This is a genomic window from Paracoccus everestensis (assembly GCF_021491915.1).
GTDB lineage: Bacteria > Pseudomonadota > Alphaproteobacteria > Rhodobacterales > Rhodobacteraceae > Paracoccus > Paracoccus everestensis.
Genome location: NZ_CP090836.1, coordinates 201,847 through 224,563 on the forward strand (window position 1 = coordinate 201,847; position 22,717 = coordinate 224,563).

21 protein-coding genes are annotated in these 22,717 nt (G+C 64.7%); 11 read left to right on the forward strand and 10 right to left on the reverse strand.

What is annotated here, in order from left to right:
- Positions 1-19 precede the first annotated feature (19 nt).
- Together phoU and phoB are read left to right on the forward strand one after the other, a co-directional pair.
- Positions 20-745, forward strand: a complete 726-nt coding sequence (gene phoU / locus LZ585_RS00975; protein ID WP_234854578.1) for a phosphate signaling complex protein PhoU — start codon at positions 20-22, stop codon at positions 743-745.
- Between the two features lie 2 nt (positions 746-747).
- The gene (gene phoB / locus LZ585_RS00980) at positions 748-1,437 is read left to right on the forward strand and encodes a phosphate regulon transcriptional regulator PhoB (protein ID WP_234854580.1); all 690 of its coding nucleotides are present in this window, start codon (positions 748-750) and stop codon (positions 1,435-1,437) included.
- An 11-nt stretch (positions 1,438-1,448) separates the two neighbouring features.
- Here the strand turns inward: phoB and LZ585_RS00985 are convergent, their stop codons facing one another.
- The 8 genes from LZ585_RS00985 to LZ585_RS01020 all read right to left on the reverse strand — a co-directional run bounded on the left by LZ585_RS00985 (position 1,449) and on the right by LZ585_RS01020 (position 11,077).
- Positions 1,449-2,324 carry a ribokinase gene (locus LZ585_RS00985; RefSeq protein WP_234854581.1) on the reverse strand — a complete coding sequence of 292 codons (876 nt, stop codon included), beginning with the start codon at positions 2,322-2,324 and terminating at the stop codon, positions 1,449-1,451.
- A 115-nt stretch (positions 2,325-2,439) separates the two neighbouring features.
- A complete protein-coding gene (locus LZ585_RS00990) occupies positions 2,440-3,252 on the reverse strand; it encodes a cytochrome c1 (protein ID WP_390625107.1) in 813 nt (270 codons plus the stop codon).
- A 598-nt stretch (positions 3,253-3,850) separates the two neighbouring features.
- Positions 3,851-5,173, reverse strand: a complete 1,323-nt coding sequence (petB, locus tag LZ585_RS00995) for a cytochrome b (RefSeq protein WP_234854583.1) — start codon at positions 5,171-5,173, stop codon at positions 3,851-3,853.
- Positions 5,174-5,184: 11 nt separating this feature from the next.
- Positions 5,185-5,748: a ubiquinol-cytochrome c reductase iron-sulfur subunit gene (petA, locus tag LZ585_RS01000; RefSeq protein ID WP_234854585.1), complete on the reverse strand. Its 564-nt coding sequence runs from the start codon at positions 5,746-5,748 to the stop codon at positions 5,185-5,187.
- A 307-nt stretch (positions 5,749-6,055) separates the two neighbouring features.
- Positions 6,056-6,823 (reverse strand): RadC family protein, encoded by a 768-nt coding sequence (gene radC / locus LZ585_RS01005; RefSeq protein WP_234854586.1) that lies wholly within the window; start codon positions 6,821-6,823, stop codon positions 6,056-6,058.
- 46 nt (positions 6,824-6,869) lie between these two features.
- Positions 6,870-8,030: a molecular chaperone DnaJ gene (gene dnaJ, locus LZ585_RS01010; protein WP_234854588.1), complete on the reverse strand. Its 1,161-nt coding sequence runs from the start codon at positions 8,028-8,030 to the stop codon at positions 6,870-6,872.
- Positions 8,031-8,111: 81 nt separating this feature from the next.
- A complete protein-coding gene (dnaK, locus tag LZ585_RS01015; protein ID WP_234854590.1) occupies positions 8,112-10,028 on the reverse strand; it encodes a molecular chaperone DnaK in 1,917 nt (638 codons plus the stop codon).
- Positions 10,029-10,192: 164 nt separating this feature from the next.
- Entirely contained in the window at positions 10,193-11,077 is an 885-nt protein-coding gene (locus tag LZ585_RS01020) for an ABC transporter permease (RefSeq protein ID WP_234854591.1), read from the reverse strand.
- Between the two features lie 67 nt (positions 11,078-11,144).
- Here LZ585_RS01020 and cysQ point away from each other — a divergent pair, with 67 nt between their 5' ends.
- The 8 genes from cysQ (at position 11,145) to LZ585_RS01060 (ending at position 19,899) form a co-directional block, all read left to right on the forward strand.
- Positions 11,145-11,942: a 3'(2'),5'-bisphosphate nucleotidase CysQ gene (gene cysQ / locus LZ585_RS01025; RefSeq protein ID WP_234854593.1), complete on the forward strand. Its 798-nt coding sequence runs from the start codon at positions 11,145-11,147 to the stop codon at positions 11,940-11,942.
- Positions 11,942-12,742, forward strand: coding sequence for a 3-deoxy-manno-octulosonate cytidylyltransferase (locus LZ585_RS01030; RefSeq protein ID WP_234854595.1), 801 nt, complete (start codon positions 11,942-11,944; stop codon positions 12,740-12,742). The genes cysQ and LZ585_RS01030 overlap by 1 nt, the downstream gene beginning before the upstream one ends.
- 192 nt (positions 12,743-12,934) lie before the next feature.
- Entirely contained in the window at positions 12,935-13,831 is an 897-nt protein-coding gene (locus LZ585_RS01035; protein WP_234854597.1) for a UTP--glucose-1-phosphate uridylyltransferase, read from the forward strand.
- Between the two features lie 3 nt (positions 13,832-13,834).
- Entirely contained in the window at positions 13,835-14,821 is a 987-nt protein-coding gene (gene galE / locus LZ585_RS01040; protein WP_234854599.1) for a UDP-glucose 4-epimerase GalE, read from the forward strand.
- Entirely contained in the window at positions 14,818-15,867 is a 1,050-nt protein-coding gene (locus LZ585_RS01045) for a glycosyltransferase family 2 protein (protein WP_234854600.1), read from the forward strand. Before galE ends, LZ585_RS01045 begins: the two co-directional genes overlap by 4 nt.
- Before the next feature lie 92 nt (positions 15,868-15,959).
- Positions 15,960-16,988: a glycosyltransferase family 2 protein gene (locus tag LZ585_RS01050; RefSeq protein ID WP_234854602.1), complete on the forward strand. Its 1,029-nt coding sequence runs from the start codon at positions 15,960-15,962 to the stop codon at positions 16,986-16,988.
- A complete protein-coding gene (locus LZ585_RS01055; protein WP_234854604.1) occupies positions 16,985-18,679 on the forward strand; it encodes a beta-1,6-N-acetylglucosaminyltransferase in 1,695 nt (564 codons plus the stop codon). Before LZ585_RS01050 ends, LZ585_RS01055 begins: the two co-directional genes overlap by 4 nt.
- On the forward strand, positions 18,676-19,899 hold the full coding sequence (locus tag LZ585_RS01060) for a hypothetical protein (protein ID WP_234854605.1): 1,224 nt from the start codon (positions 18,676-18,678) through the stop codon (positions 19,897-19,899). Before LZ585_RS01055 ends, LZ585_RS01060 begins: the two co-directional genes overlap by 4 nt.
- Here the strand turns inward: LZ585_RS01060 and LZ585_RS01065 are convergent.
- Positions 19,889-20,948 (reverse strand): IS630 family transposase gene (locus LZ585_RS01065; protein ID WP_234853043.1). Its coding sequence is split into 2 segments (ribosomal slippage): positions 19,889-20,477 and positions 20,476-20,948, totalling 1,062 coding nucleotides; the frame shifts between segments, so codons are not numbered across the junction. The genes LZ585_RS01060 and LZ585_RS01065 overlap by 11 nt on opposite strands.
- Before the next feature lie 93 nt (positions 20,949-21,041).
- On the opposite strand from LZ585_RS01065, the gene LZ585_RS01070 reads away from it, so the two are divergent.
- Entirely contained in the window at positions 21,042-21,236 is a 195-nt protein-coding gene (locus LZ585_RS01070; protein ID WP_234854607.1) for a hypothetical protein, read from the forward strand.
- On the opposite strand, the gene LZ585_RS01075 is transcribed toward LZ585_RS01070, so the two are convergent.
- Positions 21,233-22,621: a phosphohexomutase domain-containing protein gene (locus LZ585_RS01075; RefSeq protein ID WP_234854608.1), complete on the reverse strand. Its 1,389-nt coding sequence runs from the start codon at positions 22,619-22,621 to the stop codon at positions 21,233-21,235. The genes LZ585_RS01070 and LZ585_RS01075 overlap by 4 nt on opposite strands.
- Positions 22,622-22,717 lie beyond the last annotated feature (96 nt).

Sequence of the window (22,717 nt, forward strand, 5' to 3'; positions counted from 1 at the left end):
CAACAGAAGGGCAGGACACATGAACCGCGAAAAGCATATCTCGTCGGCCTTCGACCGCGACCTGGAAACGATCCAGGCCCTTGCCGTCAAGATGGGCGGCATGGTCGAGGCCGCCATCAGCGACGCCGCCACGGCGCTGGAAACCAGCGACGTGGAACTGGCCGAACAGGTCCGCCGCCGCGACAAGGCCATCGACGCCCTGGAGGTGCAGTTGAACGAGGATGCCGCCCGGCTGATCGCCCTGCGCGCGCCCACGGCCACCGACCTGCGCATGGTTCTGGCGGTGATGAAGATCGCCCATTCGCTGGAACGGGTGGGCGATTACGCCAAGAACATGGCCAAGCGCACCCATGTCCTGTCGCAGATGCCGCCCATCGACGGAGCGGGCCTAGCCCTGCGCCGGATGAGCACCGCGGTGGGCAGGATGGTCCAGGACGCGCTTGACAGCTATATCCGCCGCGACGCGGGCCTGGCCGAGGACGTGCGCCAGCGCGACCTGGAAGTGGACCAGATGTACAACGCGCTGTTCCGCGAGTTCCTGACCCACATGATGGAAGACCCGCGCAACATCACCGCCTGCATGCACCTGCATTTCATCGCCAAGAACGTCGAACGCATGGGCGATCTGGCGACCGCCATCGCCGAACAGGTGATCTATCTGGTCACGGGCGAGTTGCCTGACGACAGCCGTCCCAAGGACAACAGCGTGCCGGGCATGGTTTCGGACCAGCCGGCAGGGGGCTGATCATGACGCGGCAAGCCCCCTGCGTTCTGGTGGTCGAGGACGAAGGCGCGCAGCGCGAAGTCCTGCAATACAACCTGGAGGCCGAGGGTTTCGCGGTCGTGGTCGCCGACAACGGCGAGGACGCGCTGCTGCTGGTCCAGGAAGAACAGCCCGACCTGATGGTGCTGGACTGGATGCTGCCCAAGGTGTCGGGGATCGAGGTCTGCCGCCAGGTCAAGGCCGATCCCGCGACGCGCGGCATCCCGATCATCATGCTGTCCGCGCGCAGCGAGGAGACCGACCGGGTGCGCGGCCTGGAAACAGGGGCCGACGATTATGTCGTGAAGCCCTATTCCGTGGTGGAACTGATGGCCCGGCTGCGCACGCAACTGCGGCGCACGCGGCCCGCCAGCATGGGCGAGCGGCTGTCGTTCGCCGACATCATCCTGGACGCCGCAGAACACCGCGTTTTCCGGGCGGGCCAGGCCCTGCATCTGGGACCGACCGAATTTCGGCTGCTGTCCGCCTTGATGGAAAGGCCGGGACGGGTCTGGACGCGCGAACAGTTGCTGGACCGGGTCTGGGGGCGCGACATCTATGTCGATACGCGCACCATCGACGTTCATGTTGGCCGCTTGCGCAAGGCACTGATGCAGAACGGCGGCGCCGATCCGATCCGCACGGTGCGCGGGACGGGGTATTCGCTGGGCTAAGCGTTCTTGTCCTAGGACGGGTTGGCGATAAAGCCGATCACTTCCTCGATCCCCGGAATGGCGTCGCCCGCGCCCGGCCGCGTCACCTTCAGCGCCGCTGCGCCTGCGGCCAGGCGCAGGGCTGCGGGAACCGGATCACCACGGTCCAGGGCCGCCGCGAAATAACCTGCGAACGTGTCGCCCGCCCCCGTCGTATCGACCGGTTTGACGGGAAACGCGGCCTGGCGGTGAACGGTCCCCGTGGTCAGGTCGCGGTATTCCGCGCCATCGCCCCCTCGGGTGATCAGCAGACCCTGGACCGGCAGATCGCCCGGCATTGCCGCAAACAACTCATCGGCCTCGCCCGCGTTCATCGCCAGGATGGTCGTAAAGGGCAGCATGGCGCGCACCGCCCCGATGTCGAAGGGCGCGGCGGAATAGATCACCCGGGCGCCCGCCTTCCGTGCGATCCGCGCGGCCTCTACCTGGCAGGCCGTCTCGTTCTGGATCAGCAGGGTATCCTGGGGCTTGAGGGCCGCCAGGGACTTTTCCAGCATGGGCCGGGTGATCGCCCGGTTTGCGCCCGGATGGATGACGATGGCGTTTTCCGCCTGGCTGTCCAGCAGGATGATCGCATGGCCTGTCGCCTGCCCCGGCAGGCGCCCGATATCGGCGGTGCAGACCCCGGCGTTCTTCAACCGGTCCACTACCCAGTCATCGCCCGTGCCCATGGCCCCGATGTGATGGGTGATCGCACCCGCGCGGGCGGCGGCAATGGACTGGTTCGCACCCTTGCCCCCCAGGCCCTGGACATAGCTGCGGGCGGCCAGCGTCTCGCCCGGGCGGGGCAGGTGATCCAGCCGATAAACATGGTCGATATTGATCGACCCCAGGTTCCAGATCGCCATGTGTTCCCTTCCGATATTCGATGCGGCCATGGTGGCGGGGGGCCGTGTGGCTTGTCCAGTAACGAAAGACGCGCCCCGAGAAGGGGCGCGCCAGGGTGTTTCATCGGCGATCGGATCAGCGATGCAGCTTCTTACCCTTGTGCGGCGCCCAGAGCCGCTTGTTGGTCAGATACAGAAGCGAGGTCAGCACGATCAGCAGTAACACCGCCACCAGGCCCACCTGCTTGCGGTCGGTCAGCTTGGGCTCGGCGGTCCACATCATGAAGGCCGCCACGTCGCGGGCCATCTGGTCGGCCGTGGCGGGGGTGCCGTCCTCATAGGTGACCAGATCGTCGGACAGCGGCGGCGGCATACCGATCAGGCCGCCTGCGAAGGCGGTGTTTTCATACAGCACGCTGCCCGCCTGCTCGACTTCCTCGCCCGTATAGCCGGTCAGCAGGGCATGGATGTATTCCGGCCCGCCGATACCGTTGACCAACTGGTTGATCCCGGTGCCGTAAGGGCCATGGAAGGCCGCGCGCGCCTTGGCCATCAGCGACAGATCCGGTCCCATGCCTTCGCCCGTGACCGTGGGGAAGTGGTCGGTCGGCAGGCGCGGACGCTCTTCTCCGGTTTCGGGATCCAGGACTGCCGTCAGGTTTGCCGCATAGGCGCGGACCTGATCATCGGGCAGGCCGGGGCCGCCGTCGTCATGCAGCGTGCGGATCGGCACGAACTTCATGCCGTGGCAGGCCGAACATACCTCGGTATAGACCTGCAGTCCGCGTTGCAGCTGGAACTGGTCGTATTTGCCGAACGGACCTTCGAAGCTGAAGGCGATGTCTTCGATATGGGCCGCGCCGTGGCTGGCCGCGGCGTGTTCCTCGCCTTCGGCTTCCGCGTGACCGCCTTCTGCCGCGCTGGCATTGTCTTCGCCCGCGCCCTCGATGTCGTCATGGCCTTCCTCGGCCACCACGGTGCCGGTGGTTTCGGCAGGGGCGGCGGCTTCGTCCCCTTCGGTCACCTGGACGGCGTCCCCGGCTTCCTGGCCCGCGCCTTGCTCGGCTTCGGCAGGTTCTGCAGCCGCGGGTTCCTCTGCCGCCGGTTCCGCGGCAGCGTCCGCCGGAGCGGCGTCGGCTTCGGCAGCCGGGGCTTCCTCGGCCGGGGCTTCAGCGGGGGTTTCCCCCTCGGTTGCCGTCACCGATGGCACTTCCGGCGCCTCCATCGGGGTCTGCTCGGCCCCGGCGGGGGTCGAGGTCGGCTCGGACGACTGGGTGGGCGCGGTCGCGGATTCGCCGGCGGGGGTTTCCCCCGATCCGGCTTCGACCGGGTCGGCAGGCGCCTGGGCCGGGGTTGCCTGGCCCGCATCCGTTTGATCGGCGGGGGCCGGGGCGGCGGCGGGTTCGGACGACTGCTGCGTTCCGGCCGGTTGCTGGGCCGGGGCGGGCGTGGCGGCGTCCTGCGCAAGGGCAGGGCCGCCGACACAGACCGCCAGGGCCAGAGCGGCCGTGAGCGTCTTGTTTCTCAGGGTCATTGTCCGGCTCTCCTTACTCGGCCATGCGCGTGGGGGAATTGTGATGCGCAAGGTAGTCTTCCTCGATGGTCGCAGGCATGGGCTCGGGCTTCTCGATCACGCCCAGCAGCGGCAGGATGATCAGGAAATAGGCGAACCAATAGGCCGAGGCGATCAGCGAGATTGACGCATAGGGTTCTTCGGCAGGCATCGCGCCGCACCACATCAGCAGCATGAAGTCGAAGGCCAGCAGCCAGAACCACCACTTGAACTGCGGGCGATAGCGGCCCGAGCGGACGCGGCTGGTGTCCAGCCAGGGCACAAGCGCCATGACCAGGATCGCGCCGAACATCGCCAGAACGCCGAAGAACTTGGCGTCGATGATGCCGAAGGACAGGAACTGGACGATCTGCACGACCCAGACATCCGCCGTGAAGGCGCGCAGGATGGCGTAGAAGGGCAGGAAGTACCATTCCGGCACGATATGGGCGGGCGTCACCAGCGGGTTCGCCTCGATATAGTTGTCGGGGTGGCCCAGATAGTTTGGCATGAAGCCGACGACCGCGAAGAACACGACCAGCACCACGCCAAGCGCGAACAGATCCTTCATCACGAAATAGGGCCAGAAGGGCAGGGTGTCCTTTTGGGCGTCTTCCTTGCTGGTCCGGCGCACCTCGACCCCGGTGGGGTTGTTGTTGCCGGTGGTGTGGAAGGCCCAGACGTGGACGACGGCCAGGCCCAGGATCACGAAGGGCAGCAGGTAGTGCAGCGAGAAGAAGCGGTTCAGCGTGGCATTGTCCACGGCCGGTCCGCCCAGCAGCCATTGCTGGATCGCGCCGCCGACGCCCGGGATCGCGCCGAACAGGCCGGTGATCACCGTGGCGCCCCAGAAGGACATCTGGCCCCAGGGCAGCACATAGCCCATGAACGCGGTCGCCATCATCGCCAGATAGATCAGCATGCCGATGATCCAGGTGACCTCGCGCGGCGCCTTGTAGCTGCCGTAGTAGAGGTTGCGGAAGATGTGCAGATAGACCGCCACGAAGAACAGCGATGCGCCGTTCGCGTGCAGATAGCGCAGCATATAGCCGCCGTTCACGTTGCGCATGATGTGTTCGACCGATGCGAAGGCCATGTCGACATGCGGCGTATAGTGCATCACCAGGACGATGCCGGTGACGATCTGAAGAACCAGGCAGAACATCAGGACAATGCCCCAGATCCACATCCAGTTCAGGTTCTTGGGCGTGGGAATCATGATCGTGTCATAGATCACCCCCGCGATTGGCAGGCGGCGGTGAAGCCATTTTTCGAAGCCCGTCTTAGGCTCGTAATGGTCGTGCGGAATTCCGGCCATGCGAAGCCTCCTCAGCCCAACTGGATGATTGTGTCGCTGATGAACTCAGCGACGGGAATGTGCAGGTTCTGCGGTGCGGGGCCGCGGCGGATGCGTCCGGCGGTGTCGTAATGCGAACCGTGGCAGGGGCAGAACCAGCCGCCGAAATCGCCCGCGCCGTCGCCGATGGGGACGCAGCCCAGGTGGGTGCAGACGCCGATCTGGACCAGCCATTCGCCGGCCTCGTCCAGGGTGCGGTTCTGGTCGGTGGCGGGTTCGGTCCCGCTCAGATTGGCGTTCTGCGCGGTGGGGTCGATCAGTTCCCCCAGATCGACCGCGCGGCCGGCCTCGATCTCCTCGGGGGTGCGGCGGCGGATGAACACGGGCTTGCCCAGCCATTTGACAGTCAGCTGGGTGCCTTCCGCGATCCCGCTGACATCGACCTGGATCGAGGCAAGCGCCTGCACGTCGGCCGAGGGGTTCATCTGGTTCACAAGCGTCCAGGCGGCGGCACCGGCGGCCACCGTGCCTGCGCCCGCCGTGGCATAATAGAGGAAATCCCTCCGGGTGCCTACGTGGTCATCTGCGTGGGACACGGGTCATTCTCCAATTCGGGCCGAAGGACCGGCCGATACGACAATCCGGGCCGCGTATCGTCGCAGCCTTCGCGCGGCGGTTCTAGCCTTCAATTATCTGTCAGTCCAGCCGGTAAGCCCGCCTGACCGGGGCCATGGACCAGCCTATGTTGGAAAATTGTCGCGGGCATTTCGTCGCAGGGAGACAGTCACGGGGCTTTCCGCCCTCATGGCCGCTGTTGCGGCCCATCGTTGCCGGAAAAGGTCCGCCAGGCATCTTTGCCGGGGGCGCCAATGGCCCAAGGCTATTTGACGTGAACGAAGACGGTTACAAAAGACCCTGGCTGCGAAAGGAAAGCTCTCGCGACTTGCCGATGATCAGGTGGTCGTGGATGGTGATTCCCATGCTGTCGGCGGCCTGGGCGATGCGGGCAGTCATGGTGATGTCGGCATCCGAAGGCGTGGGATCGCCCGAAGGATGGTTATGGACCAGGATCAGCGCCGAGGCGTTCAGTTCAAGCGCGCGGCGGATGATTTCGCGCGGATAGACCGGGACATGGTCGACGGTTCCCCGTGCCTGTTCCTCGTCCGCGATCAGGACGTTCTTGCGGTCGAGGTAAAGGACGCGAAACTGTTCGATCTCGCGATGCGCCATGGCGGTGTGGCAGTAATCCAGAAGCGCGTCCCAGCCTGACAGAATGGGGCGGTGCATGACACGGGCCCGCGCCATGCGCTGTGCCGCAGCCTCGACGATCCTGAGTTCGGTGATCACGGCGGGGCCGACGCCATCCATCTGTTCCAGGCGCGTGGCGGGCGCGGTCAATACCCGGTTGAAATCGCCAAAGGCTTCGATCAGGCGGCGGGCCAAGGGCTTTACGTCCTGGCGCGGGATGGCGCGGAACAGGACCAGTTCAAGAAGTTCGTAGTCAGGCATCGCCGCCGCGCCGCCCGCCATGAAGCGTTCGCGCAATCGGGCACGGTGGTCTGCCAGATAGGACGGCGCCTTGCCCCCGGGCAGCGGGATCGGCGCGGCCTCGTCGGTGGCGGGCTGGAACAAGGGCAGGGGCATTTCGCCAAAGGTACGATTCGGGTCCATGGCGACAGCATGGACCCGTGCCGGTGAATAAATGGTTAACGCACCATCAGCGCGTCATGCCGTCCCAGAAACTCTTGACCTTGTTGAAGAAGCTGTCCGATTGAGGGCTGTTGTCAGCCTTCTGTTCCTCGAATTCGCGCAGCAACTCGCGCTGGCGCGGGGTCAGGTTGACGGGGGTTTCGACCGTCAGTTCGATCAGCATATCGCCCGGTTCGCCCGCAGCGCCGGGACCGTGGCGCAGGGGTGGCATCCCCTTGGCGCGAAGGCGCATCTGGCGACCAGACTGGCTGCCCGCCGGAACCTTGACCCGAGCACGGCCACCGTCGATGGTCGGCACCTCGACCTCGCCTCCCAGGGCGGCGGTGGCCATGCTGACCGGAACTTGGCAGGCCAGGATCTTGCCGTCGCGCAGGAAGATCGCGTGTTCCTGAACCTCGATGAAGATATACAGATCTCCGGCAGGGCCGCCGCGCAGCCCGGCCTCGCCTTCCCCGGCCAAGCGGATGCGGGTGCCGGTTTCGACGCCTGCGGGAATATTGACCGACAAGGTGCGTTCGCGTTCGGTCCGGCCCGCGCCGTGGCAGGCCTTGCACGGATTCTTGACAATCTGGCCCTGGCCGCCGCAGGTGGGGCAGGTGCGTTCAACCGTGAAAAAGCCCTGTTGCGCCCGAACCTTGCCCATGCCCGCGCAGGTGGGGCAGGTGGCGGGCTGGGTCGCGCCCTCGGCCCCGGTGCCCTCGCATTCCTCGCAGGCGATGGATCCGGGAACGGTGATGGATTTCTTGAGGCCCGTATAGGCCTCTTCCAGGCTGACGCGCAGGTTGTAGCGCAGATCCTGGCCGCGTTGCGCGCGGGACCGGCCACCGCCGCCGCCGCCACGACGCCCCATCATGTCGCCGAACAGATCTTCGAACACGTCGGCAAAGGCGGTGCCGAAATCGCCCGGATGGGCGCCGCGCCCGTTGAAACCGCCACCGCCGCCTTCAAAGGCCGCGTGACCGAATCGATCATAGGCCGCCTTCTTCTGGTCGTCCTTGAGGCAGTCATACGCCTCGTTGGCTTCCTTGAAATGCGATTCGGCCTGTGGATTGTCTTGATTGCGGTCTGGATGCAGTTCCTTCGCCTTCTGGCGATAGGCCTTCTTGATTTCCTCGGCCGATGCCCCGCGCGTCACGCCCAGAACCTCGTAATAGCAACGCTTGGCCATTTTTTGTCCTGTCTGGTTCCCCAACGAAATGGCCGGCCCGCGTTTCTCGCACGGACCGGCCCCGAAAGGGTGCGGCCCGGATCAGCCGCGCTTCTTGTCTTCGCCGAGGTCTTCGAAATCGGCATCCACGATGTCTTCATCGACGTTGCGCGGCTGATCGCCATCCTCGTCGCCGCCGTCAGCCGTGGCTTGGGACGACTTGTAGATGGCCTCGCCCAGCTTCATCGATGCATCCATCACGTTCTGGATGCCGCCGCGGATCTTGCCCGCGTCGTCGGATTTCAGCGATTCCTCCAAGGCGCCCATCGCCAATTCGATCGCCTCGACGGTCGAGCTGTCCACCTTGTCCCCATGCTCTTCCAGCGACTTCTTGGTGGAATGCATCAGGCTTTCGGCCTGGTTGCGAGCCTCGACCAGTTCGCGGCGGGACTTGTCGGCGTCGGCATTGGCCTCGGCATCCTTGACCATCCGGTCGATATCCTCGTCGGTCAAACCGCCCGAGGCCTGGATGGTGATGTTCTGGGTCTTGCCGGTGCCCTTGTCCTTGGCGCTGACGGACACGATGCCGTTGGCGTCGATGTCGAAGGTCACTTCGATCTGAGGCAACCCACGCGGCGCGGGCGGGATGTCTTCCAGGTTGAACTGACCCAGCAGCTTGTTGTCCGCCGCCATTTCGCGTTCGCCCTGGAACACCCGGATCGTCACGGCGTTCTGGTTGTCTTCCGCGGTCGAGAAGATCTGCGACTTCTTGGTCGGGATCGTGGTGTTGCGGTCGATCAGGCGGGTAAAGACGCCGCCCAGGGTTTCGATGCCCAGCGACAAGGGCGTCACGTCCAGCAGGACCACGTCCTTGACGTCGCCTTGCAGCACGCCGGCCTGGATGGCCGCGCCAAGCGCCACGACCTCGTCGGGGTTCACGCCCTTGTGGGGTTCCTTGCCGAAGAACTCGGTCACGGCCTCGATCACCTTGGGCATCCGGGTCATGCCGCCGACCAGGACGATCTCGTCGATGTCGGATTTCGACACGCCCGCGTCCTTGATGGCATCGGCCACCGGCTTCATGGTGCGCTTGATCAGGTCGCCCACCAGGCTTTCAAGTTTCGCACGGGTCAGCTTGATGACCAGGTGCAGCGGCGTGCCGCTGTTCTTGTCCATCGAGATGAACGGCTGGTTAATCTCGGTCTGCGACGAGGAGGACAGTTCGATCTTGGCCTTTTCGGCGGCTTCCTTCAGGCGCTGAAGGGCCATCTTGTCCTTGGTCAGGTCGACGCCGTGTTCCTTTTTGAACTCGTCGGCCAGATAGTTGACGATGCGCATGTCGAAGTCCTCGCCGCCGAGGAACGTATCCCCGTTGGTCGATTTCACTTCGAACAGCCCGTCGTCGATTTCCAGGATGGTGATGTCGAAGGTGCCGCCGCCAAGGTCATAGACGGCGATGGTCTTGCTGTCCTTCTTGTCCAGGCCGTAGGCCAGGGCGGCCGCGGTCGGCTCGTTGATGATGCGCAGGACTTCCAGGCCCGCGATCTTGCCCGCGTCCTTGGTCGCCTGACGCTGCGCGTCGTTGAAATAGGCGGGAACCGTGATGACCGCCTGCGTGACGGTTTCCCCTAGATAGGATTCGGCGGTTTCCTTCATCTTCTGAAGGATCATCGCGCTGACCTGGGCAGGGGAATACTTCTCATCCCGCACCTTGACCCAGGCGTCGCCGTTGCCGCCGTCCACAATGTCGTAGGGAACCAGCTTGCGGTCCTTTTCGACGGCCTCGTCGCCGACGCGGCGGCCGATCAGGCGTTTCACGGCGAACACGGTATTGGTAGGGTTCGTGACGGCCTGGCGCTTGGCAGGCTGGCCGACCAGGCGCTCGCCTTCCGTGAAGCCCACGATCGAGGGCGTGGTGCGGGCGCCTTCGCTGTTCTCGATGACCTTGGGCTGGCTGCCGTCCATGATCGCGACGCAGCTGTTCGTGGTGCCGAGGTCGATGCCGATGACTTTTGACATGCTTGTTTCCTTCTTGCGGCGATTGTCTGGACTTCAGGTCCGTTATGGCCCCCGAGGCCCGATCCCAAATACGTTTTCAGCTCCGGCGGGCCGGACGCTTCGGGGGTGTATATAGGGATGGTTTCAAGCCCCGCAAGCGCCGGATGCGGGCAATTTGCGCCTGCTCAATCAGCCGCGCTCCAGCTGAGGGATTCGTATTTGCGGGTGGTAAAGTTGATCAGCAAGCCGATCATCATCGCGGCCAGCGAAAACCAAAGCGCATAAAGCGGATCCGATTTCAGGGGCGTATAGTTGATGAAGATGTATCCGCGCTGCTGGTCGATGATGTGGAACAGGGGGTTCCAGATGAACCAGGGCAGCAGGGCGTTGGGCACCACATTGCCCACGAACATCTTGCCCGACGCGAACATGTTGATGCGCTGATAGGCCGTGGTGAACAGCTTGGACGCACGGGGCGACCAGGGCCGGATGCCCAGAAACACCAGGCCGATGCAGCCCCCTGAAAACCAGGCCAGCAGATACATCCCCAGGCTGCCGGGCCAGAAGTCGAAACGGATGGGGGTCATCAGCACGTGATACAGCCACAGGATCGCGATGCAGCTGATGGTCTGGCGATACAGCACCGCAAGGGCCGCCGAGGCGATCAGGATCGCGGGGTTCAGGGGTTCGTGCTTGACCAGTCCGCCCGTCACCGAATGGCTGCCCGCCACTGCGCCCGATGCCTGGACATGGACCATGAACATGAAGATGCCCGACATCAGGTACAGCATGAAATCGCCGCGAATGGGCGAATTGCGCACCCCCATGACCAGATAGATCAGCAGAAACGCCATCATGAAGATCGCCGACTGCAGAATCGTCAGCAACAGCCCGACGACCGCGTTGCGATGGTCGTTGCGCAGGTTATAGACGGTCTGGTGATAGATCAGGCCCAGGGTCGTGCCCGCCGCCCCGATGATCGTGCTGTTCTTTCGCTGGTTGAACAAAGCCTGTGCCGCCCCTGCTGCCCGGTCCCACGGGCGCTTGCCCAAGCCGTCGGCCCCGATCATAAGGGGATCCGGTGCCCGTCACAATCGGCGGGACCGCGACAGGCGGGCCGTCCGGGAGGGAAACTAGATGGAATTTGAACGACTGATCGCCCAGATGCGGCACCTGGCGTTGCAGGCCGGAACGCGGATCATGGAGATCTATGATGCCGATGACTTCGACGTGCGGGCCAAATCCGACGATTCGCCCGTCACCGCCGCCGACGAGGCAGCCGATGCGCTGATCTCGGCCGGGCTGCGCGAGGCTTTCCCGGACATTCCCCTGATCACCGAGGAACAGGCCGCCAGCCATGCGCAGACGGCCCGGACCTTCCTGATCGTCGATCCCCTGGACGGGACCAAGGAATTCGTCCAGCGGCGCGGCGACTTCACCGTCAACATCGCCTATGTCGAAAACGGCGTGCCCCTGCGCGGCGTGGTCTATGCCCCCGCCAAGGGACGGCTGTTCTATACCACCGCCGACGGACGCTCGGTCGAGGAACAGGGGCCGTTCGGCGACGCTCTCGGCCAGACCGTTCCCATCGGTGTCAATCCGGTTCCCGACAATCGGGGGTTGATGGTGGTCGCGTCAAAATCACACCGGGATGCCGCGACCGACGATTACATCGCGCAATATGCGGCGCGCGACATGACCAGCGCCGGATCGTCGCTGAAGTTCTGCCTTGTCGCGACCGGAGAGGCGGATCTGTATCCCCGCTTGGGCCGGACCATGGAATGGGACACGGCGGCGGGCGACGCCGTCCTGCGCGGCGCAGGGGGCGAGGTCGTGCGCTTTGACGACCACACGCCCCTGACCTATGGCAAGCCGGGGTTCGAGAACCCGTTCTTCATCGCCTTCGCGCCGGGCGTGCTGCTGGTCCGGGCCTGATGTCGGTCCTGATCGTCATTCCCGCCCGCCACGCCTCGACCCGCTATCCGGGCAAGCCGCTGGTGGAACTGCGCGGCGCCTCGGGCCAGGCGCGCAGCCTGATCCGGCGCAGCTGGGATGCGGCCATGGCCGTGTCCGGCGTAGACCGGGTGGTGGTCGCCACCGACGACACCCGCATCCGGGACCACGCCGCGGGCTTCGGAGCCGAGGTTGTGATGACCGGCACCGCCTGCCGCAACGGCACAGAACGCTGCGCCGAAGCCCTGTCCAATCTGGGAATCGCGCCCGAGATCGTGGTCAACCTGCAAGGCGACGCCCCCCTGACGCCCCCCTGGTTCGTCGAGGATCTGGTCGCGGGCCTGCGTGCCGATGCGGGCGCCGCTGTGGCGACCCCGGTCCTGCGCTGCACCGGCCGGATGCGCGCCGACCTGATCGCCGATCGCCATGCCGGCCGCGTGGGCGGGACGACGGCGGTCTTTGGCCATGACCGCCAGGCGCTGTATTTCTCCAAGGAAGTGATTCCCTTCGCGGCGGGCGATTTCGGCGACGCCGAACCCAGCCCGGTTTTCCACCACGTCGGCGTTTACGCCTATCGGCCCGATGCCCTGGCGGAATATGCGTCCTGGGACGAAGGCCCCCTGGAGCGGCTGGAAGGACTGGAACAGTTGCGCTTTCTTGAACGCGGCCGCCGAATCCTGTGCGTCGAGGTCGAATCGCGCGGCCGCCAGTTCTGGGAACTGAACAATCCCGAGGACGTTTCTCGTCTGGAAGCCATGATGCAGGCCATGGATCTGGACTGACCGGGTGCCGGCGGCGGAACAATTTAATCAAAGACGCAGAAAATCCTGGGTTGTTTTCTGCAATTGCATTGGCACCATTCCGCCGTCCCGGATATTATCCTGCTTGATGACGCAGCCTTTGCGGCTGATGAGCGTTGTGATGCGTTCGGCCGACCGGCCGCCGCAAATGATCGAACAAGGGTGTCACAGCACATGACTCGTAAGGTAACCAAGGCCATCTTTCCCGTCGCTGGTCTGGGCACGCGCTTTCTTCCGGCGACCAAAAGCATCCCCAAGGAGATCATGACCCTCGTCGATCGCCCGCTGATCCAGTATGCGATCGACGAAGCGCGGGCTGCCGGCATTACCGAATTCATCTTTGTCACTTCGCGCGGCAAGGGTGCGTTGGAAGATTACTTCGACCACGCCCATGAACTGGAAAGCAGCCTGAAGAAATCCGGCAAGACCGACTTGCTGGAATCCCTGCGCTGCACGAACATGGAATCGGGGGCCATCGCCTATATCCGGCAGCACAAGGCGCTTGGCCTGGGCCATGCGGTCTGGTGCGCGCGCCGCCTCCTGGCAGATGACGAACCCTTCGCGGTGGTGCTGACCGACGACGTGATCATGGGCGACCCGCCCTGCCTGCAGCAGATGATCGAGGCTTATGGCGAAACCGGCGGCAGCATGGTCGCCACGATGGAGGTCGCGCCCGAAAAGGCCCAGGCCTATGGCGTGCTGGACGTGGCTGAGGACATGGGCGCCATCGTCAAGGTGCGCGGCATGGTGGAAAAGCCCCCCATGGGCACCGCCCCGTCGAACCTGGCGGTGATCGGGCGCTATATCCTGGCGCCGACTGTCATGCAGAACCTGAACAAGCTGAAGGCCGGATCGGGCGGGGAAATCCAGTTGACCGATGCCATCGCCGACGACATCGCGGCGGGGCGCGATGTGTTCGGCCTGCGCTTCCGGGGTCAGCGTTTCGACTGCGGATCCAAGGCAGGCTTCCTGCAGGCCACTGTGGCATTCGGCTTGGAACGCGACGAACTGAAGGAAGAATTCGCCGAATATTTGCATGACATCATGTCGATGCGTCGGGCGGCCGAATAATCCATGGCGCCCAATGTTCTGGTGACGGGGGGTGCGGGCTATATCGGCTCGCACGCCTGCAAGGCCCTGGCTGCGGCGGGGTATACTCCTGTCACGCTGGACAATCTGTCGACCGGCTGGCGCGATGCGGTCCAGTTCGGACCCTTCGTGCAGGCCGATCTGCTTGACCGCACAGCCTTGGATGCGGCCTTTGCCGAATACCGGCCCATCGCCGTGCTGCACTTCGCCGCCCTGAGCCAAGTGGGCGAGGCGATGGCGGAGCCGGGCAAATACTGGCGCAACAATGTCAGTGGATCGCTGAACCTGATCGAGGCCGCCATTGACGCGGGCTGCCTGGATTTCGTCTTCAGCTCCACCTGCGCCACCTATGGCGACCGCGACGGAGAGGTTCTGGACGAGGACACCCCCCAGGCTCCGCTGAACGCCTATGGGGCGTCCAAGCGCGCGATCGAGGATATGCTGGCCGATTTCGGTGCATCCCATGGGCTGCGCTCGGTGATCTTCCGCTATTTCAACGTGGCGGGCGCCGATCCTGACGGCGAGGTCGGCGAACATCACCGTCCGGAAACGCATCTGATCCCGCTGATCCTGGATGCGGTGGATGGCAAGCGTGCGGCCCTGACCGTGCATGGGACCGATTACCCCACCCCGGACGGCACCTGCATCCGCGACTATGTCCATGTGATGGATTTGGTCGATGCCCATGTGAAAGGCCTGGAATGGCTGCGCGCTGGACGCGGCAGCCGGGTGTTCTGCTTGGGCACCGGATCGGGCTTTTCCGTGCGAGAGGTCGTGGACGCCACCCGCCATGTCACCAACCGCCCTGTGCCCATGGTCGATGGCCCGCGCAGGGGCGGGGACGCGGTCAAGCTGGTCTGCGGCAGCACTCGCGCCAAGGCGGAATTGGGCTGGCATCCCGGCCGGTCCACCATGCAGCAGATGATCGCCGATGCCTGGCGGTGGCACCAGAACGGCACCTATCAGGCGTGACCGGCGACCGTGCCCCGGCGTACCGGCGGGCCTGGTCGGCCTGGCGCCAACGCTGGAAACGCCGGGAACTGCTGTGGCGCTGCCTGCGGGCGGGCCAGGATCTGGCCCCGCTGGCCGACCGCACGGCGGCGATCCGGCCCGACAGCATCCTTTGCTTCGCAACCCTGCGAAACGAGATGCTGCGCCTGCCGGAATTCCTGGATCATTATCGCCGGCTGGGTGTCGGAAGCTTCCTGATCGTCGATAACGCCAGCACCGACGGGACCGGGGATTTCCTGCGTGGCCAGCCCGATGTCTCGTTGTGGCAGGCGCCGGGCAGCTACCGAAGCGCGCGTTTCGGGATGGACTGGCTGGGCGCGCTGCTGTTTCGCCATGGGCACGGCCATTGGTGCGTCACGGTCGATGCCGACGAACTGCTGATCTATCCCGAATGGGACCGCCATCCGTTGCGGCGCCTGACCGCCCATCTGGACGCCGCCGGTTGCCCGGGCATGGGGGCGATGATGCTGGATCTGTATCCGCGCGGTCCGCTGGGCCAGGCCGATGCCGGACCGGGGGCGCCCTTGACCGAACGCCTGCCCTGGTTCGATGCCTCCCCTTATCGGTGCCGGATGGTGCCGCCCAAACGCAACCGGATCCTGCATGGGGGCGTCCGCGAACGGGTCTTCTTTCCGGGCGATCCCGACCGTGGCCCGACGCTGAACAAGCTGCCCCTGCTGCGGTGGAACCGGCGATACGTTTACGTCAATTCCACCCATTCGGCTTTGCCCCCCCGGCTGAACGACCATTACGACGGTCCCGGCGACCCCCGCCCGTCAGGGGTGCTGCTGCACGGCAAGTTCCTGCCCGACAGCACCGCCCGCGCGTCCGAGGAACTGGTCCGAGGTCAGCATTTCATCGACCCCCAGGGCTATCGCGCTTATCACGGTGCAATCGCCCAGGCGCCGGTCCTGTGGCACGAAGGATCGGTCCGATACCGGGATTGGCGGCAGCTGGTCGATCTGGGGCTGATGGGCGGGGGCGACTGGTTGTCATCCAAAGGTTGACTGCAGATTAACCATCTTGCCAAATGCGTGCATTCAACGCATTCGGGCATCATGACAATCAGGCGAAACGGTTTGGATCGGAGGGCGCGGCAATGCGGGGCATAGGCGCGCATCCGATCGCCGCCCGCTTGCGCCGGAGGGTTGAACGCCAGCGCCTGATCCTGCGCGGGATCCGGCGTCGCGGTTCCCTGCGCTCCTTGGCTGATCGCACCAGGCAGATTGGGCAGGGTGATATCCTGTGCCTTGTGACTTTGCGCGACGAACGCTCGCGGCTGCCGTGGTTCCTGGATTATTACCGGGCCATGGGGGTGCGCCACTTCCTGATGGTGGACAACAACAGCGGGGACGGCAGCGGCGATTACCTGCGCGGCCAGCCGGACGTGTCCTTGTGGTGGACGGACGCCAGCTACAAGGGCGCGCGCTTTGGCATGGACTGGATGAACTGGCTGCTGCTGCGCCACGGCCGGGGGCATTGGTGCCTGACAGTCGATCCCGATGAATTCCTGGTTTATCCGCATATGGGCCATCGTCCCCTGGCGGCGCTGACCAGCTGGCTGGACGCGACCGGACGGCGGTCCTTTCCGGCGATGCTGCTGGATATGTATCCCGAAGGCCCCATCGAGGATGCGATCTGCGCCGAGGGCGAGAACCCCTTCGACATCGCCTGCTGGTTCGACCCGGCCAATTACTCGATCCAGAAGAACCCCCATTTCGGCAATCTGTGGATCCAGGGCGGGCCGCGCACGCGAGCGTTCTTCACCCACGATCCGCTGTCCGGGCCTGCCCTGAACAAGATCCCCCTGGTGAAATGGGACGCGCGATACGCCTATGTCAGTTCGACCCATATGCTGCTGCCGCGCGGGTTGAACCTGGTCTACGACGAAGACGGCGGCGAACAGATTTCAGGCTGCCTGCTGCACGCCAAGTTCCTGTCGTCCTTTGCCGCCAAATCGGCCGAGGAACTGGACCGCAGGCAGCATTACGGGGGCAGCGGGGAATACCGCGCCTATCACGCGGGGCTGCACCGGGGCGTGCAACTGTGGTGCAGCGAATCGCGCCGGTACCGCGATTGGCAGCAGTTGGAGGATCTGGGCCTGATTTCCCGGGGGAACTGGGCATGAAGGCGCCCGCGACCGTGCGGCTGGGCGTGGTGTTGCTGTGCCATGGCGATCTGGGCATGGCGGCGCGGCTGGCACGGATCTGGACGGATGGTGGGGCGCGGGTGGCAATCCATGTCGATGCCAAGGTGTCGGGCGCGCGGGCGGCCGGACTGCGCCAGGCATTGAAGGATTGCGACAGGGTCATCTTCAGCAAGCGCCATCGGTGTTCCTGGGGCCGCTTCAGCCTTGTGCGCGCCACCCAGGATGCGGCGGCGGAACTGCTGGCCCGCTTTCCCGACACGACCCATGTCTATCTTGCCTCAGGTGCCTGCCTGCCGCTGCGGCCGGTTGGCGAACTGGCCGCCTATCTGGCCGCCGATCCTGACCGCGACCATATCGAGAGCGTCAGCAGCCATGACGTGGGCTGGACCGTCGGCGGGCTGAACGAGGAACGATTCACCCTGTTCTTTCCCTTTGACTGGAAGCGGCACCGCTGGCTGTTCGACCGCTTCGTGACCTGGCAACGCAGGCGCGGCATTCGCCGACGGATGCCCGCCGGGCTGATCCCGCATCTGGGGTCGCAATGGTGGTGCCTGACGGCGCGCACCCTGCGCGCCATTCTGGACGATCCGCAACGGCCCGCCTTTGACCGATTTTTCCGGTTCACCTGGATTCCCGACGAAAGCTATTTCCAGACTTTGGTGCGGCGCCATTCCACCAAGCTGGAAAGCTGGTCATTGACCATGGCCAAGTTCGATCACACCGGACGGCCTTATTCGCTTTATGACGACCATATCGACATGCTGGTCGAATCACGCTGTTTCGTGGCACGCAAGGTCTGGCCGGGGGCATCGAGGCTGTTGTCGCATTTCCCGCTGCCCGACCAGGGCCAGCCCCAGGTCGATCCACCCCAGCCCGCGCGGATTTCGCGCATTATCAACCAGACGGTGCATCGCCGCGTGCTTGGCCGGCCGGGCCTGTATATGCAAAGCCGCTTTCCCCGCAAGGACGCCGAGAACGGCAAGACCTCGGCCCCTTATGCGGTGATCCAAGGCCTGTCGGACATCTTTCCGGGGTTCGAGGATTGGCTGCGCGGGCATCTGTCCTGCCAGGTCCACGGCCATCTGCTGGGACCGGAAGGGGTGGAATTCGCAGAGCGTGCCCGCATCGGTCCGGGTGCGATCTCGGCGGACCCGCTAATCCGCGACCGCGATCCGCAGGGGTTCCTGACATCCCTGATCCGCATCACCGACCGGATGCAGGCGTTCCAGTTCAGCCCGCGCGACAATCAGGCGCTGAACTGGTTCATCGCCACCGATCCCAATGCCCATATGCTGGTCGTGTCCGGCGCATGGAAGCTGCCCCTGCTGCATTCGGGGATGCCCTTCGACGACGTGCGCCGGGTCTTTGCCCAGCTGCAGCGGACCGAGCTTGAGCAGCTGGAGGTGCTGAATTCCGTCTGGGTCCGCGCGCGCCTGCATCATCACGACCTGGGCGAATTCTTGTTGAACCCCCGGCCGATCCTTCAGGATTTCCTGTTGCAGATCGACCCGCATTCCGCGCCCGTGACCATGCTGCCCGCGATGCGCGACCTGACGGGGCTGGACGGGATGCTGCGGCGGCTGCGCAACTCCGGCCTGCGCCCGCGCCTGACGGGCGAGGATCTGCCCCCCATCGAACTGCTGACCACTGAAAGGGCGGCTGCCGAATGACCCAGGGGTTCCGCAGCTTTGTCATCTTTGCCGGGATGCGCACCGGGTCCAACCTGCTGGAGGCGACCCTGAACGCCGTCAAGCGCGTCACCTGCTTTGGCGAGGCGTTCAATCCCTATATGATGGGCTGGCCCGGCAAGGACGAGATGCTGGGGATCACCCGCGCCGCGCGCGAGGCGGATCCCCTGTCCCTGCTGGCGAAGCTGACCGACAAGCCGGGGCATCTGCCGGGGTTCCGCTATTTCCACGACCACGATCCCCGCGTGCTGGAACCCACCATCCAGGACCGGGGCTGCGCCAAGATCATCCTGACGCGCAATCCGCTGGACAGCTATGTCTCGACGCGGCTGGCCTGGGAAACGAACCAATGGAAGCTGAACGAGTCGGAAACGCCGATTCCGGCCCGCATCACTTATGACGGCGACGAATTCCGCCGGACCCTGTCCGAGGCCGAGGAGTTTCGCCGCCATGTCGTCAGCCGCTTGCAGGCGACGGGACAGACGGCGTTCCATCTGGGTTTCGACGATCTGCGCGACGGCGATGTGATCACGGGTCTGCTGCACTGGCTGGGCCGCACCGATCTGGCGCGCGTGGAACCGGCCCGCGACCAGGTGCCCCAAAACCCGCAGGAACTGGCGCAGAAGGTCGCCAATTTCGACGCGATGCAGGCCGATCTGCGCGACATGGATCCGTTCCTGCTGCACCGCCTGCCCGTGTTCGAACCACGGCGCGGGCCTGCCGTGCCCAGTTTCCTGGGGGCGGGCGCGGGACGGGGCCTGCTGTTCATGCCGGTCAAGGGCGGGCCGGAACAGGCGATCCGGGATTGGCTGGACAGGCTGGGCCCGGTCGCGGACGGCTTTACCCAATCGACCCTGCGCCAATGGAAACGCGCCCGTTCCGGCCATCGCAGCTTTACGGTCCTGCGCCACCCCCTTTTGCGGGCATGGGAGGCCTTTGACCACCTCCTGGCTCGGGGCAATCCCGAACAGCGCGAGGTGCTGCGCCGTCTCCACCGCGTGGCCCTGCCGCCAGACGATGCGCTTGCCGCCCTGACGGGCGACGCGCGCATCGCCGTATTCGCCGATTTCCTTGGATTCCTGCGGCGAAACCTGAATGGCCAGACATCGCTGCCCACCCATCCGACATGGGCCAGCCAGACCGAGGTTCTGTCGGGATTTGCCCGTTTTGCCACCCCTGATACCAACGGCATTATCCACTGACCTGCGCCCAATCGCGTGAGGTGATTGAAGCGACGCGTTCCGGCATTGCGAGGAGGGTGTTCCAGGCATCGCAGCAGACGTCGACAATGGCGTCGTAGCTGTCGAAGACCCGGTTCGCGAGGGTGTTCTGACGGAGGAACTGCCAGAGGTTCTCGACCGGGTTCAGTTCCGGACTGTAAGGTGGCAGTGGCAGCAGGCTGATGTTGGGCGGGATGATGAGGTCTGTGGAGCTGTGCCAGCCGGCGCCATCGAGAACAAGGAGCGCGTGTGCACCGGGCGATACCTGCCCGCTGATTTCGGCCAGGTGGGCGTTCATCGCCTCCGTGTTCGCGTAGGGCATGACGAGCGCCGCACCGATCCTGCGGGCCGGGCAGACCGCCCCGAAGATGTAGGCCCAGGCGTAGCGGCAGTCTTTTGGCGCCCGCGGGCGTGTGCCCTTTCTCGCCCACACGCGTGTCAATGTTCCCTGCTGGCCCACCCTGGCCTCATCTTGGAACCAAATCTCCAAGGGCTTTCCTTGCGCTTCGTTAGGCAAGGCTGCGCGCGCCAGTTCGGCAAAGTTTTTTATATACCGCTTGCGCTTCGCCATCGGCCTGCGGATGGCGCGGCCGGACTGAGAGACGCGCAAAGCCGAGCCGGTGAAGGATCGCGCTCATGGTCCTCTCCGCCACGCGAATGCCAAACCGCTGGTCAACCACGTTGCAGAGGTCAATCCGACGCCAACGCACGACCTTATCCGTCGACGGGTCAGGCCCCGTTTCGACGATCACGGCAAGTTCGCGCATCTGCTCGGCGCTGAGCCGCGCTGGCCGCCCGGAAAGCGGCCGATCGCCAAGGCCGGCCAGCCCTTCGGCATTGTAACGATGAACCCAGTCACGCAGCGTCTGCCGATCCATACCGCAGCTTTGTGCCGCTTCCGTCCGGCTTCGCCCGTCAAGCACATGCGCCAGCGCAAGCATCCGGCGCGACGCTCGCGCGTCCTTCACTTGAGCCGCCTCCCGCCGCAGATCCGATGCTGAAAGGTCCGTGCGTGTGATGCCCACTGCCATCCTGATCCTCCTCCGCCTTGCAAGGGAGTGAATCAGAGGTCGGCCGCAAAGCAAACCATCTTCAGAGTCGATGGTTCATGCCGCTGGTATGACATGGTGGTCAGGGAAGACCGCCTGACCGAGGATCTGGACCATTTGTCCCGCATGGCAGGCATTGCCGATGCAAAGCTGGAAACGGTTGCGCCTGCCCCCGTGCCGGACGCGCTGCGCGACAAGGCCCTGATTGACGCCGCGCAGGCTGCATACCTGCGCGACTATGTCACTTTCGGCTTTGACCCGATGCCCTAGCCCTTCAGCAGCGCGGCCAGTTCCGCCTGCTTTTCGCGCACCAGATCCGCATCGCCATCGGATTCCAGGTTCAGCCGCACCACCGGCTCGGTGTTGGACTTGCGCAGGTTGAAGCGCCAGTTTCCGAAATCCAGAGACACGCCGTCCAGGTCGTCGCGGCTGTCGGCGTGGGGTTCGTAGTTCTCGATCAGCCGGGCAATCGCCGCGTCGGGGTCGTCGATGTGATAGTTCGTCTCACCGGATGACGGGTAAAGTCGCATCCGCTCCTCCAGCAGTTCGGCCAGCGTCTTGCCCTTGCGCGACAGCAGCTCGATCATCAGCAGCCAGGGGATCATGCCGCTGTCGCAGTAATAGAAGTCGCGGAAATAATGATGCGCCGACATCTCTCCGCCATAGATCGCGCCCACGTCGCGCATCTTGCGCTTGATGAAGGCGTGGCCGGTCTTGCTGACGACCGCCTGCCCGCCCGCTTCCTCGATCATGGCGCGGGTGTTCATGATGACGCGGGGGTCGTGGACGATCTTTTCGCCGGGTGATTTTTCCAGGAAGGCCGCGCCCAGCAGGCCGACGATATATTCGCCGGGAATGAAGCGGCCGTTTTCGTCGAAAAAGAAGCAGCGGTCGAAATCGCCGTCCCAGGCCACGCCCAGATCGGCCTTTTCCGCCTTCATCCGCTCGACCGTGGGGGGTTGGTTCTCGTCCAGAAGCGGATTGGGGATTCCATTCGGAAAGCTGGAATCGACTTCATGGTGCATCCGCACGAAGGTCAGCGGTGCGCCGCGCCGTTCCAGTTCATCGGCAATGGCGTCAAAGGTCGGCCCGGCAGTGCCGTTCCCGGCGTTGACCAGGATCTTCATCGGCTTCAAGGCCTGCACATCCACGAAGTCCGCCATGGCCTTGGCATAATCCGCCCGGGCATGGCTGAAATCGGTGACGCTGCCCTTGGTTGCGGGGGCAAAGCTGCCGGATGTCGCCAATTCGATGATCGGCGGCAGTTCGGTCGCCGGATCCAGCGGCGCGGAGCCCCGGCCCACGATCTTCATGCCGTTGTAGTTGATCGGGTTGTGGGACGCCGTGACCTCGATCCCGCCATCGGTGTCGTGGAAGCCAGTGTGGAAATAGACCTCCTCGGTCCCGGCCAGGCCCAGGTCCAGCACGTCTGCCCCGCCGTCGGTCAAACCATCAATCAGCGCCGCCGCCAGTTCGGGCGAGGTGGCGCGGCTGTCGCGGCCCACCACGACGCGTTTCGCCTGGCGGACCTGCGCAAAGGCGCGCCCGATGCGGTAGGCCACGTCGGCGTCCAGGTTCTTGCCCAATTCCCCCCGCACGTCGTAGGCTTTGAAACAGGTGATCTCTCGGGGTCCGAGGTTGCTGCGGTCGGTCATGGGCGCGGATCCTTTATGCGCGAGGTTGGTTCAATCGCTAACAGCTTGGCCCGGATTTTCAAGGCAATGGTCCTTTCGGATCAAGTGACGCCGGGC